Origin of the sequence: Micromonospora sp. NPDC049257 (assembly GCF_040678915.1) — a bacterium.
Lineage (GTDB): Bacteria > Actinomycetota > Actinomycetes > Mycobacteriales > Micromonosporaceae > Micromonospora > Micromonospora antibiotica.
Window position 1 is genome coordinate 64,241 of the sequence record NZ_JBFAQU010000019.1, and the last position, 15,796, is coordinate 80,036.

Here is a 15,796-nt window from a genome sequence, read left to right on the forward strand (position 1 = left end):
CATGGGAGAGCATGTGGGCACCGCCGAGGCGACCTTCGCGCAGCACGCCGTCTGGTTCACCGAACAGGCCGGGGTCGCCGGCACGGCGTACCACATGGCGCTGGGCATCCGGTTCGGCGCGGAGCTGGACCGGGCGGCCCTCGTCGCGGCGTGCGCGGCGACGGTCGCCCGGCATCCGGTCCTGGCCGCCCGGGTCGGCACCGACGACGACGGCACCCCCCGGTTGACGCCGGCCGACACCCGCCCGGCGGTCACCTTCGGGGAGCTGACCGACGCCCGGGTCGCCGAGGAGATCGCCCGGCCGTACGACCTGCGGACCGGCCCGCTGGCCCGGTTCACCCTGCTGACCGGGACGACGGGTGCCCACCTGCTGCTGGTCACCGCGCACCACCTGGTCTTCGACGGCACCTCCAAGGACGTGCTGGTCCACGACCTGGCCGCCGGATACGCCGCCGCCCGGTCCGCCGGCCCGGTGCGGCCCGCCGACACCGGCCCGGAACAGCCCGGCGACGACCACGCCGGCCGCGCGGCGGTCGAGCAGCAGCGGATCGCCGTCGACCTGCCCGCCGCCCGCGACTTCTGGGCGCGGCACTGGTCCGGCCCCGGCGACGTGGTGCTGCCCGGCCTGCGCCGGCTACCCACCGGCGCCGAACCCGGCGTCGCCGTCGAGGTGACGCTGCCCGCCGACGTGGTCGACGGCCTCGACCCGGCGGCCCGGTCGCTCGGCGTGACCCGCTTCGAGCTGCTGTTCGCCGCGCTGCACACCCTGCTCGGGCGGTACGGCAACCAGGGCACGCCGGTCGGGGTGGCGCTGTCCACCCGCACCCCCGAGCAGGCCGACCGGATCGGATTGTTCGTCAACGAACTGCCGGTCACCGTCGACCCGGCCGACGGCACGTTCCGCGCGTACGCCCGCGCCGTGCGGGTCCGGCTGCGCGAGGTGTACCGGCACCGGGCCGTGCCGCTGGCCCACGCGGTGCCCGGTCTGCGGCCCGCCCCGGCGGTGACCCCGGTCAGCGTCGGCTACCGGCGTCGCGGCGCGGAACCGGTCTTCCCCGGGGTGACCGCAGCGGTCGACTGGACGCTGTTCGGTGGCGCCGCCCGCAACGCCCTGCACGTACAGATCGTGGACGCCCCCACCGGCCCCACGGTCAGCCTCCAGCACAGCCCGGCGGCGATCCCGACCGACGCGGTACGCCGCGTCGGGGCGCACCTGCGTACCCTGCTCGCCGCCGTGGTCGCCGACCCGGACCGGCCGGTGGCGCAGCTGCCGGTGCTGCCCGCCGAGGAACTCGACCGGGTCACCCGGGAGTGGAACGACACCGGCCGGGCGTACCCCGCCGGGGCGAGCGTGCCCACCCTGTTCGCCGCCCGGGTCGCCGCCGACCCGGACGCGCCGGCCGTGGTCGACGACGACCTGATCCTCAGCTACGCGCAGCTCGACGCCGCCGCCGACCGGTTGGCCGGGCTGCTGCGCCAACGTGGGATCGGGCCCGGGTCACTCGTCGCGGTCGCCCTGGACCGGTCCTGGCGGGCGGTGGTCACCCTACTGGCGGTGCTGCGCTGCCGGGCCGCGTACCTGCCGGTGGATCCGCAGCACCCGCCGGCCCGCCGGGAACTCGTCCTCGCCGACGCCACCCCCACGCTGGTGGTGACGCCGACGGTGACCGCGCTGACCTGGCCGACCCTCGCCCTCGACGGGATCGACCTGCTCACCGGGCCGACGCCGGTCACCCCCGCCGTGCCGCCGGACGCCGACGACCTGGCCTACGTGCTCTACACCTCGGGCTCGACCGGCCGACCCAAGGGTGTGTCGGTGCGGCACGGGGCGCTGACCAACCTGCTGTTGGGCGTCCGGGACCTGCTGGGCAGTGGCCCGGCGCACCGGTGGCTGCACCTGACCTCGCTGTCGTTCGACATCTCCACCGTGGAGGTCTTCCTGCCGCTGGTCACCGGCGGCCGGGTGGTCGTCGCCTCGACGGTCGGCCCCCTCGACGGCGCGGGTGTGCTGCGGCTGGTCCACACCGCCGGGGTGACCCACGCCCAGGCCACCCCGTCGGGTTGGCGGGTGCTGCTGGAGGCCGGCCTCGGCACGCCCGCACCGGACGCCGCCGGGCCCACCCCGCCGCTGGTCGCGGTCACCGGCGGGGAGGCCCTGCCGGTCGCCCTCGCCCGGGACCTGCGGGCCCGCACCAGCCGCCTGATCAACGGGTACGGCCCGACGGAGGCGACGGTGTACGCCACGATGGCCGACGTCCCCGCCGATCCCGACGAGGTCACCATCGGACGGCCCCTGCCGAACGTGCGGGCGTACCTGCTGGACACCTCGGGACGACCGGTGCCGATCGGGGTGCCGGGTGAGTTGCACCTGGCCGGCGTCGGGTTGGCCGCCGGCTACCTCGGCCGCGACGACCGGACCGCCGAGGTGTTCGTGCCGGACCCGTTCGGGCGGCCCGGGGAGCGGCTCTACCGCACCGGCGACCGCTGCCGGTGGCTGCCCGACGGGCGGCTGGACTTCCTCGGCCGCACCGACGACCAGGTGAAGATCCGGGGACACCGGATCGAGTTGGGTGAGATCGACGCCCGGCTGCTCGACCATCCGGCCGTGGCCGGCGCGGCGACGGTGCTGCGCCCGGACGCCGACGGGCCCCGGCTCGTCGCCTACCTGGTGGCCCGCACCGGCACCGACCCGGCACCGGCCGAGCTGCGCCGGCACCTGGCGGCGAGCCTGCCGCAGGCCGTGCTGCCGACCGACTTCGTGCCGCTCGACCGGCTGCCGTCGAGCCCGAACGGCAAGGTCGACCGGGCCGCCCTGGCCGCCCGGGACCTCACCGTGGACCTCCCCCGGCCACCGGTCACCGACCCCACCCGCCCGGCCGGCACCGCGACGCCCCCGGCCGGCACCACCGACGATCCCCCCGGCACCATCCTCGCGCCCGGCACCACCGGCACGCCCGGCACCGGAGCACCCGGCACCACCGGAACCACCGAAACCGGCGGGTCGCCCGGCGACCCGGCACCGGGCGCAGCCGTCATGCCGGTCGGGGACGACGATCCGGTGGTGACCCAGCTGCGGCTGATCTGGCAGGAGGTGCTGCGGATCCCCGACATCGGCGTGCACGAGGACCTGTTCGACCTGGGCGGCCACTCGCTGACGATCACCCGGATCAGTGGCCGCATCCGGCAACGACTCGGCGTCGAGGTGCCCCTGGACGCCTTCTTCGACACCCCCACCATCGCCGAGATCGCCGAGATCGTCCGGCCGTCCGTGAAGGAGCGCTGATGGACACCAACGACACCACCGACCTGCGGGGGCGGCTCGCCGACCTGGTCAGCGAGGCCACCGGCGGCGACGTCGCGGCCACCGACCTGCTCACCGGCGGCTCGATGGTCGCTCTCGGCGTCGACTCGCTCGGCCTGCTCCGCATGGTCGACGCGATCGAGCTGGAGTACGACGTCGAGGTCGAGCTGAACGGTCCCGGCCGGCCCCTGGACACCCTCGACGACCTGGTCACGCTGCTGTCCACCGCCGTATCCGACGACGCCCGCTGACCGGCCCGACCCGGGCGGGGCCGGGCCGACAGGCGGATGACCCGGCCGGGCGTGAACGGTCACGGCAGCCAGGACGCCTCCGCCGACGCCCGGGCCGCCGCCTCCTCGTAGACCGCCAACGCCAGCCAGGACGCGGCGAACGCCTGCCCGTCGTCGTCGGTGAGCCGCCCGAAGGCATCCCGGGGTCGGGCCCGGGCCGCCGATCCCATCGCGGCGAGCAGGTGCGCGCCGAGGTCCAGGCGGGCCAGCCGCAGCTTCCGTTCCGTCGGGTCGGCCAACGCCTGGATCGCCCGGCCACCCGAGACGACCCGCTCCACCTGCCGGCGCAACGACTCCAGGGCGGGATCGCCGAGCCGGGGACGCGGCACGGCCGGGTCCGGGGCCGCGAGCCGGTCGGGCGGTGGCACCGCCGCAGCGTCCCCCGTCCTGAGCTGGCTCGTGTGCAGCCGGTCGTAGCCGAGATCGGCGTGACCCGCCCAGCTCGCCGGCAGGGTGAGCCCCGGCCCGTCGTCGTCGACCGGTCCCACGGCGAGCGCCTGGACGGTCGCCCGGCGGGTCGGATCGAGCCGACCCACCAGGCGCAGCCGCGCCCCCACCGCCTGCCCCAGCAGGCGCAGGTTGGCCCGGTGCGGCAGGGCGGCGTGCTCGTCGGCGACGGTCAGCGTCAGGACCGCCCCGTCGGCGGTGTCGACCAGGACGGTGTGGTCGTGCCCACCCAGCACCCGTACGGTCAGGAAGAGCAGGTCGGCACCGGCCGGGCGCTCCGGCAACGGCAGGGTCACCGCGCCGAAGGCCCGCCGGACCTGGTCGGGCAGGGGCTGCGCCCAGAGCCCGGCGAGGGGTTCCTCGGCCCAGCCCACCCCGGCGGCCCGCGCCGCCCGGACCGCCCGCCCGGCACCCAACTGCCCCGACTCCGAGGCGGTGCCGCCGGACACCACCAGCCCGGCCCGGGTGAGCTGCCGGTGGCTGAGCCCCGACTCGCCCACCGCCACGGTCGCGTCACCCGCGCCGGCGGCCCGGCCCGCGTCACCCGGGGCGAGATCGGCGACCGTCCAGAGTCGACCGTCGCGGTCCGCCAGGTAGGTGACCACCCCGGCGTACCCGGAATCGGCCACCACCGGGACCGTGCAGAGCCCGTACAGTCGCAGGCCGGCCTGTGGGTCGTAGGTCCGCCGGGCGGTGCCCAGCAACGCGCCGAGGTCACCGGCCGGCGTCTCCCCGCGCAGCCGGCGGGACACCGCCAGCAGCTCCCGCAGGTCGTCGGTCAGGTCGGCCAGCCGGTGCTGGGGTTCGCCCTCCCGGGCGGCCCGCAGCCCGGCCGCGACCCGGGTGCCGGCCGCGGCAGCCCGGTGCAGGCCGTTGGCCCGGGCCTCGTGCACCGCCCGCAGCAGGGCGGTCCGCAGCACCACCCCGCAGCCGACGATCCCCGCCCCGAGCACCGCCACGCCCACCTGCCACAGCCCGTCGGCGGCGGCCCGCTGCCGCTCGGTGGGCGCGGGCGGCGACCCGGCACCCTCCGCCACCGCGTCACCGGTCACCCCGGCGGGCGGTTCGGTCGCGCAAGCCGGATCGACGGGCCGGCCGGCGGCCGCGTCGTCCACCCGGGCCGCGTCGTTCATGGCAGCCGCGTCGTCCACCGGGGCCAGGGCGAGCACCGCCATCCGGTGCAGGCAGTTCGGCGCGAGCAGGCAACTGCACCGGGCGTCGGCGGCGCGGCGCACCACCCCGTCGGCCGTCACCAGGGTCACCGTGGTCGCCTCGTCGACCCGGACCGTCGCCCCGCCGTCCGTGCCGGTGACCGGCCAGCCAGCGGCCCGGGCGACCGCGTCGTCGACCTTGCGGCGCAGCCGGGCGGGCAGCGCCTCCAGGGCCTCGGCCAGCACCGGCGCGGTCACCGGCGGCAGGCCGGTCACCGCCGCACCTGCTCGCCGACCCACCGGGCCAGCTCCAGCGGGCTCAACGCGGCAACCGGCATCCCCGCCGCGACCAGCTGACCCGCCGCCGCGACCGAGTAGCGGGGACGGCCGGTGTCGTCCAGGCTGGCACAGCCCAGCACCTGACAGCCCGCCTCCACCAACGCCCGGGTCTCGGCCAGCAGACCACCCATCGGGTACCCCTCCTCGAAGTCGCTGATCACCACCACCATCGTCCGCTGCGGCACGGTGACCAGGGACCGGGCGTAGCGCAGCCCGGCCGCGATGTGCGTGCCCCCGCCGACGCTGACCTCCAACAGCAGGGCCAGCGGGTCGTCCACCCGCTCGGTCAGGTCCACCACCTCGGTGGAGAAGGCGACGAAGTGCGTGCTCAGCGCCGGGACACCGGCCAGCACCGCGGCGGTGAGCGCCGACCAGATCACCGACTCCTCCATCGAGCCGGAGACGTCGACGACGAGCACCAGCCGCCAGTCCACCCCCCGGCGGGCCCGGGTCCGGAACACCGGCCGCTCCGGCACCAGCGTCACCCGGCCCTGCCCGTCGCGGCGGGCGGTGGTCAGGTTGGCGCGCAGCGTCCGGGGCAGGTCCAGCGGGCCACCCGGCCGGTAGGTGGGGCGGGGGGTCGTCAACCCGGTCAACGCCGGGCGCAGCCGGGCGGCCAGCTGCCGGGTCAGCTCCGCCACGATCCGGGCCACCAGCGGGCGCAGCCGCGCCACCGTGGACTCCGGCAGCCCACCGGCGAGGGTGAGCACGTCACGGAGCAGCTCGACCGACGGGCGCACCGCCGCCGGGTCCAGTTCGGTGACCGCGTCCAGCCGGCCCGCCTCCACCGCCCGGGCCAGCACCTCCTCGCGCACCCCGGGGCCGAACAGGGCGGACAGTTCCTGCGCCCACTCCCGTACGCCGGGGAAGGACGCCTCCCGGCCGGCGCGACCGGCCGCCTCGGCACCGGCCCCCTCACCCCGGCCGGCCCCGTACAGCTCGTCGAGCGCGGTGGCGTAGCGGCGGGCGCGCGGCCCGACCCGGGTCGACTCCCGGCCGAGCACCAGCCGCCACCGGTCCACTGTCGACAACCCACCGGCCGGGGTACGCCGGACGGCCGGCCGCGTCGCGTCGGTGACCGTCGGCGGCTGCGGCGACGGGTCCGCCGGCTCGGCGGCGAGCAGACCCTGCGCCAGGAGCGCCCGGCGGCCCGCCGCGTCGGCGTGCAGCCGGACCAGCAGGGCGTCCGGGTCGTCGAGCACCGCGACGTCGGCGGTCGGACCGGTGTCGTCCAGTCGTTCCCGGACCACGTCCAGCAGCCGGTCCCGCCCGGCCGGGCTGACCACGTGGAAGCCGGCGCGCAGCGCCGGCAGCCGGATGAGGAACTCCTCGTCGGGCAGGGTCTCGACCCGTTCCAGGAGCCCGTCGAGCACCTCGTCGCTGGCCCGTAGCAGCGGTTCGGCGGCGACCAGCAACCCGGTCAGGTGGCCCTGCAACTGCTGGCGTCCGGTGGGCGTCGTCGCGGTGTCCAGCCAGGACGTGACGAGCCGTCCGTAGGCGGCCGGCTCCCGCAGGCCCAGCAGGACCTGGACCGCCCCGGCGGCGGCAGCCATCAGCGGCGAACCCCCGGTGGCGAGCCGGGCCAGGCAGTCGGCCAGGCGCAGCCCCGCCCCGGCGACGTCGGCCCGCTGGGCGAGCGTTGCCAACGCCTCCGCGTCGGATACGTCCTCGGCGCCGAGCAGCCCGTCGACCTGCCGGACCGCCGCGCTCTCCAACGCCTCGACGACCCGGCCCAGTTCGTCCGCCGGCAGCTCCGATGTGCCCGGCAGGTGGCCGAGGCGCAACCGGTCGAGCAGCGCCAACGCGGCGACCAGTTCACCGAGGGTGCCTTCGGCCGGTACGGTGACCGCCACCTCGGCGAGCCGGCGGGCGGCCAACCCGGCCAGGTCGCACCGGGCGGCGTCCTCCAGCCCGGCGATCAGGGCGGTCACCGTCGGTCCGTCCTCGGCCCGCTCCCGCCGTCGCCGCTGCACCAACGCGCCCTCGGCGGCCTGGCCGAGGGTCACCCCGTGCAGCCCGGCCACCTCGATGGTCGCCTCGGTCCGGGGCGACCACTCCACCCGCCAGCGGGTGGTGACCGGGTCGACCCCGCCGACCCCCGTGCCGGCGACCGGCGTGGCGTAGCCGACGCCACAGACCGTCAGCCGGTGCAGGGTGATCTCCCGCCGCCGGTCCAGCGGCGAACGCAGCGGGTCCAACCGCAGCTCCCTGGCCGGGTCGCCGGCCCCGGGCAGGCGCAACCGGGCCAGCAGTTCCCGCACCGCCGGGGCCAGCCCGGAGCGGGGGGCACCGGGGGCCAGCGCGCCGCGCCGGTCCCCGACGAGTACCTCCTCCATCGCGCGGGCCACCGCCCGACCCCGACCGAGCACCTCGCCGTGGGCCAACACGCTCTGGATCGCCTCGACCAGTTCACCCCGGCCCGGTGCGGGCAGGCCGCGCAGTCGGGCCAGGTCGAGGGCGAGCCGGACCGTCTCCCGGGCCTCGCCGGGACCGGCCGGGTGGCCGGCCCGCCGGATAGCCGCGCAGACGGCCACCACGGCGGCGGTCGTGGCCGACTCGACCGCGGCGGGGTCGCCGGCGGCGGTGAGGACCGACTGCTGCCACTGCGGATCGCGGATGCCCGCCGGATAGCCCGACCGGGCGTCGAGCAACCCGAACGTGTACGGCACCAGCGACGTCACCACCGACGACGCACCGGCCGGCCCGGCCCGGGACGGGGCCGGCGCACCGGTCAGCAGCGCCGGGGCGTGGAACGCGCCGACCAGGGCGGCGACCCGACGCTGCCCCGCCTCCGCCAGGCACTGCCGCATCCATGCCTCCCGCCGCAGGTCGAGGGGGGACACCCCGGTCCCCCGTTCGGCGTCGGCCCGCATCGCCCAGCCGACCGCGAGCGCCGCCCGGCGTACCGCCTCCGGGTCGGCGCCCGGGGCGCGGGCCTCGACCGACCGGTCCCACAGGTCCTCGTCGGCCCGCCCGCTGCCCGCCGCGCGCAGCGCGTCGGCGAACGACAAGCCCGGCGTCGGGGCGGCACCCGGCTCGCGCTCCCCCCAGGCCGCGTCCGCCAACGGCAGGTCACACGGTACGACCGGAACCCCGTTACGGGCGGCCCAGCGCACCGCCACCAGTTCCGGGGAGAAGTCGGCGAACGGGTAGAACGCCGGTCCCCCGCCCTCGCCGACCACCCCGGCCAGCGCCACCGGGGCGGTGGTGGCCGGGTCGGCGAGCCACGGCAGCCACTCGCCGAGTTCCGGTGGGAGTTCCAGGAGCAGCACCTCGGGCCGGTACCCGGCCAGCAGCCGGGGCAGGGCCACCGCCAGCGCGGGCGAGTGGTGGCGTACCCCGATCAGGTAGGGCCGCCGGTGCCCGGCCAGCGCGGTGACCGCGACCGTGGGGTCGACCGGTTCCGCCGGTGGCCCGGCGGGCACCTGCGCGGCGCGCGGCGACGGCGGCCCGGCCGGGGACGGCGGTTCAGTCGGCGAGGACATCGCGCAGTTCCCAGAGTTGCCGCCACAGCCGCGCACCGTCCTCGGCCCGCCGCCGCACCGCGCCGTCCCAGTAGCCGAGCAACTTGGCCCCGTCGGCCGGGTCGTCCTTGCGGACCACGCCGAGCAGGTGACCCGGCAGCAGCGACAACACGTCCCGGTCGCCGGGGAAGTAGGCCGCCGCCAGCGCCAGCGACGATGCGACCGCCACCGCCTCGGCGGTGCTCATCACGGTGGAGGGCCGTTCCACCTCCCAGCCCTCGACCGACCGACCCGCGCGCAGGTCCCGGAACGCGGTGACCAGGGCCTCCAGCACGGCCTCGTCGACCGCGAAGGGGGCCTGCACCCGCTCCAGCGTGGCGCGGGCCTGCCGCTGCACCAGGGCGATCTCCTGGGCCAGGTCACCGATGGGGCCGACGGTCTCGAAGTTGAACCGGCGCTTGAGCGCCGCCGACATCTCCGACACCCCCCGGTCACGCAGGTTGGCGGTGGCGATCAGCGTGAACCCGGGCGCGGCGGGGACGGTGGCGTCGGCGGTGCCGGACAGCTCGGGCACCGCGATCCGCCGGTCGGACAGGATGGACACCAGCGCGTCCTGGACCTCCGGCAGGCAGCGGGTGATCTCCTCCACCCGGGCCACCGCGCCGGTACGCATCGCGGACAGGATCGGCGACGGCACCAGCGCGGCGGCGCTCGGCCCGTGCGCGAGCAGCAGCGCGTAGTTCCAGCCGTAGCGGAGCTGGTCCTCGGTGGTGCCCGCGGTGCCCTGCACGACCAGTTCGCTGCTGCCGCAGATCGCGGCGGACAGCAGCTCCGACAGCATCGACTTGGCGGTGCCCGGTTCGCCGACGAGCAGCAGGCCCCGCTCCCCGGCGAGGGTGACGACGCAGCGTTCGACCAGTGCCCGTTCCCCGACGAACTTGGCGGCCACGGTCAGGGTGCGGGGCAGGTCGTCACGGCGGGCCTGTCGGGGCAGTTCCAGCGGGACACCGGCGCTGCCGACGATGAACGTGACGACGGCACGGGGGGTCAACCGCCAGCCCGGCGGCCGGGCCCCGTCGTCGTACGCGGCGAGGAACGCCAGCTCGGTGGCGTGGGCGTGTTCGGCCGGCTCGACCTGACGCGCCGTCGGGGTGGTCGTGGTGGTCATCGGCGGCCTTCCGTAACGAGATCGTCGAAGCGGGGTGCGTCGCCGTCGCGCAGCCGGGCCCAGGCGAGCGCGAACAGGCGGGGCGGTGGGGCCACCGGGGAGACGATGCCGAGGGCGGTCACGCCACCCTCGCCCCCGATCAGCAGCGGGAGTTTCCACCGTTCCAGCGGCAGCAGCGGCGCCTTGAGCGCCAACCAGCCGCCGGGCAGGAACAGCGACCGCCCGGCCCGGGGCCGTTTCGCCACCACGACGTGACCGGTCGCGGCCAGCTCGGCGCGGGCCGCCTTGAGTCGGGCCGGCTTCCAGCCGGTCCACCGGGCGACGTTGCGGTCGGTCGGGTCGGGCAGGGCGAGCAGTTGCAGGTAGAGCGCCGCGGCGTCGGCACCCAGCCCGAGCGTCGTGGCGACCGTGGCGACCAGTTCAGGGTCGGACCGGGTCGGGTCCTGCGCGAAGCCGTCGTCCATCGCCGGGACGACGTGCGACACCACCTCGGTGAGCTGGCCGCCGACCAGCGCCCGCAGCGCCGCGAGCAGCTGCTCGTTGACGTGGTCGAGGCGGGCCCGCAGCACGGCCACCGCCGGATCGTCCGTTGCGGACAGCCGGGACGGGTACAACCGGACCCGGTGCCAGCGGTCGGTCGGCGGGATCAGCACCGGGCCGACCTCGGTGCCGGCCGGGCCGGTCGTCACCGGCAGGCCGAACGCGGCGGTGAACGCCGGCAGCTTCGTGCCGTCGACGTGCCCGACGAAGACGGTGAAGCCGGGGTCGGCCAACCGCTGCCGGGCCAGGTCGGCGGCGACCGGCAGCGCCGCCCGGATCGGGTCGTCGACGGCCAGGTGGTACGCCAGCCACGGCAGCGTCCTGGTCAGCGCGATCAGCGCGTCGTCGTCGTCGACACCGGTGCCGGACCCGGCCAGCCAGCGGCCGGTGGCCGCGTTGGCGACCCAGTGGAGCACCGTCGAGGCCGGCAGCGGGCTGGTCACCCCGGCCCGGTCCACCTGAACGATCAACTCGTCGGACACGGGTCGCCGTGGCCCGTGCCGCCGCACCCACTCCTCGACGATCAGATCCTGCCGGGGCCCGTCGACCCACAGCCGCGCCGCGTCCTCGGGGATCAGCCGCCCGAGCAGGTTGGCGAAGACCTGCCGGCCGCGACCGCCGGTGCCCCAGAACCGGGCCGCCGCGGCGGGGGCGGCCGGGTCGGGCAGTTCCAGGATGGTCAGCAGTTCGGCGGGGGCCCTCTCCCACACGAGCCGGGGCAGGCCCGCCAGCAGCAGCACCGCCTCGGAGTAGCTCATGCCCGCCGCGTCGGACAGGGTGCGGGCCCACTCCGGCTGCCACTCCATCGGCTCGTTGGCCCGGGCGAGCCGGACGAACTCGTCGATCCGCTGCGGCGTGACGTCACCGGTCGGCAGGATCCGCTCCTCGGTGATCCGGAAGCCGGACACCGCCGAGAACCGTCCGGTCGGCGTCCAGTCGAGCACGTCGAGTTCACGGTCGTCGGTGTCGACGGCGAGCACCAGCAACCGCCGGCCGGCCTCGGTCAGCACCTGTCCCCGGACGTGGTCGAGCGGCTGGTTGCCGTCGGCGACCAGGGTGACCCGCCGCAGTCGGCTGCCCGGGGCGAGGAGCCCGGAACGGGCGCACACCTCCAGCAGCGTCAGCAGCGCCTCACGGACCTCGGACAGGCAGATCGGGGCCACCGCCCGGTACATCGCGGCCGGCAGTACCCCCAGCAGGTCGAACCAGTCGAGGTCACCGTCCAGCTGGACCCGGGCGGCAGGCGTCGGGTCGGTGCCGGTGAGCGCGGCGCCCGCGCGGGAGATCAGCCGCAGGGAGCTGTCCTCCGCGGCGTAGCAGTACTGGATCAGCCCGGCGAGCCCTTCGGAGAGCAGCCGGTCGACCGCCGGTGACCCGGTCGGGGCCTCCTGCGCCGGCAGGGCGTTGTCCTGCTCGCCGTCGAGCACGGCGGCCAGCGTCCGCAGCCGCGTCACCTGCTCGGCGGCCCGGGTGACGAGCCCGGCGACCCCGGCGACGAGGGCGGGCGCGGTGAGCTGCGGCAGGTGCCGGCCGACCAGGGCCCGCACCTGGGCGGCGTCCAGCCCGGCCGCGTCGGCCAGCAGGGCGCCGGCCTGCGCGTCGGTGACGTCGCGCAGCGCCGCCGAGCCGACCTCGTCGCGGGGCCGCAGGAAGTGCCAGTATTCCGGCGGCGGCACCAGCCGGCTGCCGGCGGCGAAGGCGGACCGCTCACCGCCGGACGGGTAGCGCCCGAGCAGGAAGCCGTCCTCGGCGCAGAGCAGCAGCTCGCCGTTGGCGCCCCGGCCACCGTGCAGCAGTCCGAAGGTGGTGTCCGCGCCGGGGAACCGCACCGCCGCCGCGAGCCTGCCGTCGGCGGCACCCGCCGGCAGGGCGAAGGACCGCCCGTTCACGGCTTCGCCGGACCAGCCGGCGTCCGCCCCGCGCCGCACCCGCCAGCCGGCCAGCCCGTCGGCGCGGCCCAGCGGGCTGTCGGACGACTCGGTGGGGCGCAGCCAGGACGCGCCGGCGTCGAGGGGTCGACCGTCGACGGTGCCGTCCTCGAAGAACGTCGGCCGGGAGAACCGTCCACGCTCGCCCGTCGTGGGGTCGTACTCCTGCCAGCCCAGCGGGTGGTCGGCGGCGCGTAGCCAGTAGGTGGTGCCGTCGCTGATGACCCGGCCACCGGTTCGCTCGGCCCGGTCGCCGACCCGCAACGGACGCCGCCCCATGGTGCGCCCGCCGCCGGGCAGCGGCAGCGACAGCTGGGGGTAGGTGGTGAAGGCGTCGTCGGCGAGGGTGAAGACGTCGTCCGGGGTGCCGCTCCAGTAGGCGGCCCGGTCCCGGCCCCGGTCCCAGCAGACCAGCAGTTGCCCGTCGACGTGGCGCAGCACCAGCCGCCAGCGGTACCGGTTCTCCCCGGCCGGGATCCGCATCAGGTGTTCCTGCTCCACGGCGTCCGGCCCGATGACCGTCACCAGGTCGCCGGTGAGCAGCAGCAGGTTCGGCCACTGCCCGGTGAGCTGCACGTCCGTGGTCGACTCGGTGAGCCGTTCGGCGGCGGTGTCCAGGGCGGGCCAGCCGTACTCGTCGAGCAGGCCGCAGCGCAGCGTACGGCCGAGGACCGGGCCGAGGTCGTGGTCGACGAGTCGGCGTACCGCGTCGGGGTTGACGGCGAAGCCGGTCGGGCAGGCGACGGTACCGACCCGGTCGAGGTGCTGGTCGAGTGTCGGCAACCCCTGCCGCCCGACGGCGTCGGCGAGGGTGTCCAGCCAGCTGCGCAGGGCGGTCCGCAGGCCGGGCACCGCGACGATCTCCCGTACCCGGGGCGTCGGGTCGCGCTGGTCGCGCGCGCCGGTGCGCAGTCGCCGTTCGACGCCCTCGAGCAGCATCGGCAGGAACCGGGGGTCGGCGGCGACGGCGACCAGGTCACGCCGGCCGTCGGTGTCGTCGGAGAACCAGTTGTCCAGCCGGTGCCGGACGTCGTCGGCCGGATCCGCGACGGGCACCCCCAGCGCCAGGCAGGTGTCGAGCAGGTCGAGGTCCACGGCGTCGTGGGCGCGGCAGAGAACGACCGGCACCCCGTCGGCCTTGAGCCGTCCCGCCATCCGGTCCACCAGGGCGAGCAGCCCGGGGTGCCGCTTGCGGACCCGCCACGAGCGGCGTTCCCGGTGCTCGTCGAAGCGGCGCAGCCAGCCGGCGGGTCCGTCCGGCGACTCGGCCTCGGCGGGGACGCCGCCCGCCGGCCCGGTGAGCGCCTGGGTGGCGCCGGCCGACTCCAGCACCTCCAGCCAGACGTCGTCGCCGCAGTGCTGGGGGGTCAGGCCGAGCAGCCGGCCGCGCAGGGCGGGATCGTTCGCGGCGAGCCGGGCCAACGACGCCCGGTAGGCGTTCCAGAACGCCTCCGGCGCCCGGTTGAGCGCGGGCGCGGCCAACAGTTCGCCGAGTACCCGCTCGTCCTCGGCGGCCGGGTCGAGCCCGGCGGCGCGGGCCAGCCGGCGCAGGTCGGTGTGCATCGCCGCGTACGGGGGCAGGCCACCCAGGGTGCGCTCCACGCACAGCCGCAGGAACATCGCGTACGCGTCGGCGGCGGAACGCCGGGTCGCGAGGTCCCGGGCGTGACCGGAGAGCGCCTTCGCGGTCAGCGCCCCGGCCAGCGCGAACTCCAGGAACACGGCGTGCTGGCGGTCCTCGTCGATGGTCAGCCCGTAGGCGCGTTCGGCGTCGCGGGCCTTGCCGAACATGCTCGCGGCGTGGGTGACGCTGTCGGCGGCGAGGAACGCCCGACCGGCCTCCTCGTAGAACGTGGGCAGGAAGTGCGGCACCGACCGGGCCAGCCGCTCCCCGAGGGCGTTGAAGCCGTCCTTGGCCGGGCCGACCCGGGAGCGCGCCGTACGGGCCAGCCGCTCGATCTCCTTGACCAGGGCCAGGGCGTGGTGCCCGTTGGCCGGGTCGTGGACCAGCGCCCAGGCCGGGAAGCCGAGCGCCTGCTGGCGGACCACGCCGACCGGGGTCACCCGCTGCGGCCGGTCGAAGCCGAGGAACTCCATGGACAGGTCCTCGGCCTCGCCCAGCGCCTCGCTGACCAGCCGGACCACGGTCCGTCCGGCGAGGACGGGGTGGGTGTACCGGCGGGCGGTCAGGGTGTCGGTGGTGTCGTCCTTGGCCACCACCGTGCCGACGGGCAGCACCGCGCCCGCCTCCAACAGGTCCATCGCGTCGATGCTCACCGGTCCTCCTCCTGCTCTGCTGCCACGACCCGGCCGGCGTACAGCGCGGCGGCCATCCGGGTTCCCTCCGACCAGGCCACCGGGCCGACCGCGCCCAGCGGCAGGGCGGTGCCGTGCCGGTCGGTGAAGACGAGGTCACCGGTCTCGGTCTCGAAGTACGGGTCCTCCGCGCCGACCCACGACCGGGCCTCGACGGTGCGCCCGTCCTCGACGATCCGGCACACCGCGTTGCCGCCGCGCACCGGGTAGCCGAGCTTCGTCGCGCGGGCCGTCAGGTGGCGCAGCTGGTCGTACCGGCCGCCGGCGTAGTCGCCGAACCGGGTCGCCGTCGCGTCGACCTGCGGCCCCCGGACCCAGGTCTGCCGGAAGAGCTGGTCGACGGACTGGCGGACCTGGAGTTCGGCGGCGAACTCCCGGAGGTCGTCGAGGTCGTCGAGGGTGACCGGGTGGGGGATGACGATCCGTCGGGCGGCCCGGCGGACGGAGTCACCGTCGAGGTCGACCAGCCCGACCTGACCGTCGCCGACCTCGCGGAGCAGACCCACGCCGTCCGGGTCCCGGTGGCCGTCGTCGTCGAGCACCACGACGACGAGGTCGGTCAGCGCGGTGCGCCACGCCTCGTCCGGCCACACCTCGGTCAGGACCGCGACCGGCACCGGCAGCGAACGCACCATCCAGCGTTCGATGTCCGTGCGGCACTGGCCCTCGTGCCGGGTCAGCCACTCGGTGAGCTGACGCAGCCCCACCACGGTCGGATCGTCGCGCAGGGACGCCGGCACGGAACGGAGTTCCCGTCCCTTGGCGTTCCGGGCGACGACATCACCATCGCGGAGAGTGACCTGGTAGCCACCCGACACCTCTGACCATCCCATGTGGACACCCCATGGCTCG

7 protein-coding genes are annotated in these 15,796 nt (G+C 76.4%); 2 read left to right on the plus strand and 5 right to left on the minus strand.

Annotated features, from left to right (window positions below):
- Nucleotide 1: 1 nt before the first annotated feature.
- Nucleotides 2-3,283 (plus strand): amino acid adenylation domain-containing protein, encoded by a 3,282-nt coding sequence (locus tag AB0K25_RS23870; RefSeq protein WP_363822762.1) that lies wholly within the window; start codon nucleotides 2-4, stop codon nucleotides 3,281-3,283.
- Nucleotides 3,283-3,552 carry a phosphopantetheine-binding protein gene (locus AB0K25_RS23875; protein WP_219462926.1) on the plus strand — a complete coding sequence of 90 codons (270 nt, stop codon included), beginning with the start codon at nucleotides 3,283-3,285 and terminating at the stop codon, nucleotides 3,550-3,552. Before AB0K25_RS23870 ends, AB0K25_RS23875 begins: the two co-directional genes overlap by 1 nt.
- A 59-nt stretch (nucleotides 3,553-3,611) precedes the next feature.
- Here AB0K25_RS23875 and AB0K25_RS23880 read toward each other — a convergent pair whose 3' ends face one another.
- Genes AB0K25_RS23880 through AB0K25_RS23900 form a run of 5 tightly spaced genes read right to left on the minus strand, consistent with a single transcriptional unit; the run spans nucleotide 3,612 to nucleotide 15,777 of the window.
- Entirely contained in the window at nucleotides 3,612-5,465 is a 1,854-nt protein-coding gene (locus AB0K25_RS23880; protein WP_363822765.1) for a hypothetical protein, read from the minus strand.
- On the minus strand, nucleotides 5,462-9,013 hold the full coding sequence (locus AB0K25_RS23885) for a DUF5682 family protein (RefSeq protein ID WP_219462930.1): 3,552 nt from the start codon (nucleotides 9,011-9,013) through the stop codon (nucleotides 5,462-5,464). The genes AB0K25_RS23880 and AB0K25_RS23885 overlap by 4 nt, the downstream gene beginning before the upstream one ends.
- Nucleotides 8,997-10,160: an AAA family ATPase gene (locus AB0K25_RS23890; RefSeq protein WP_208566775.1), complete on the minus strand. Its 1,164-nt coding sequence runs from the start codon at nucleotides 10,158-10,160 to the stop codon at nucleotides 8,997-8,999. Before AB0K25_RS23890 ends, AB0K25_RS23885 begins: the two co-directional genes overlap by 17 nt.
- Nucleotides 10,157-14,905, minus strand: a complete 4,749-nt coding sequence (locus tag AB0K25_RS23895; protein ID WP_363822769.1) for a hypothetical protein — start codon at nucleotides 14,903-14,905, stop codon at nucleotides 10,157-10,159. The genes AB0K25_RS23890 and AB0K25_RS23895 overlap by 4 nt, the downstream gene beginning before the upstream one ends.
- Nucleotides 14,902-15,777 (minus strand): DUF4132 domain-containing protein, encoded by an 876-nt coding sequence (locus AB0K25_RS23900; protein ID WP_208566777.1) that lies wholly within the window; start codon nucleotides 15,775-15,777, stop codon nucleotides 14,902-14,904. Before AB0K25_RS23900 ends, AB0K25_RS23895 begins: the two co-directional genes overlap by 4 nt.
- Between the last annotated feature and the right edge of the window lie 19 nt (nucleotides 15,778-15,796).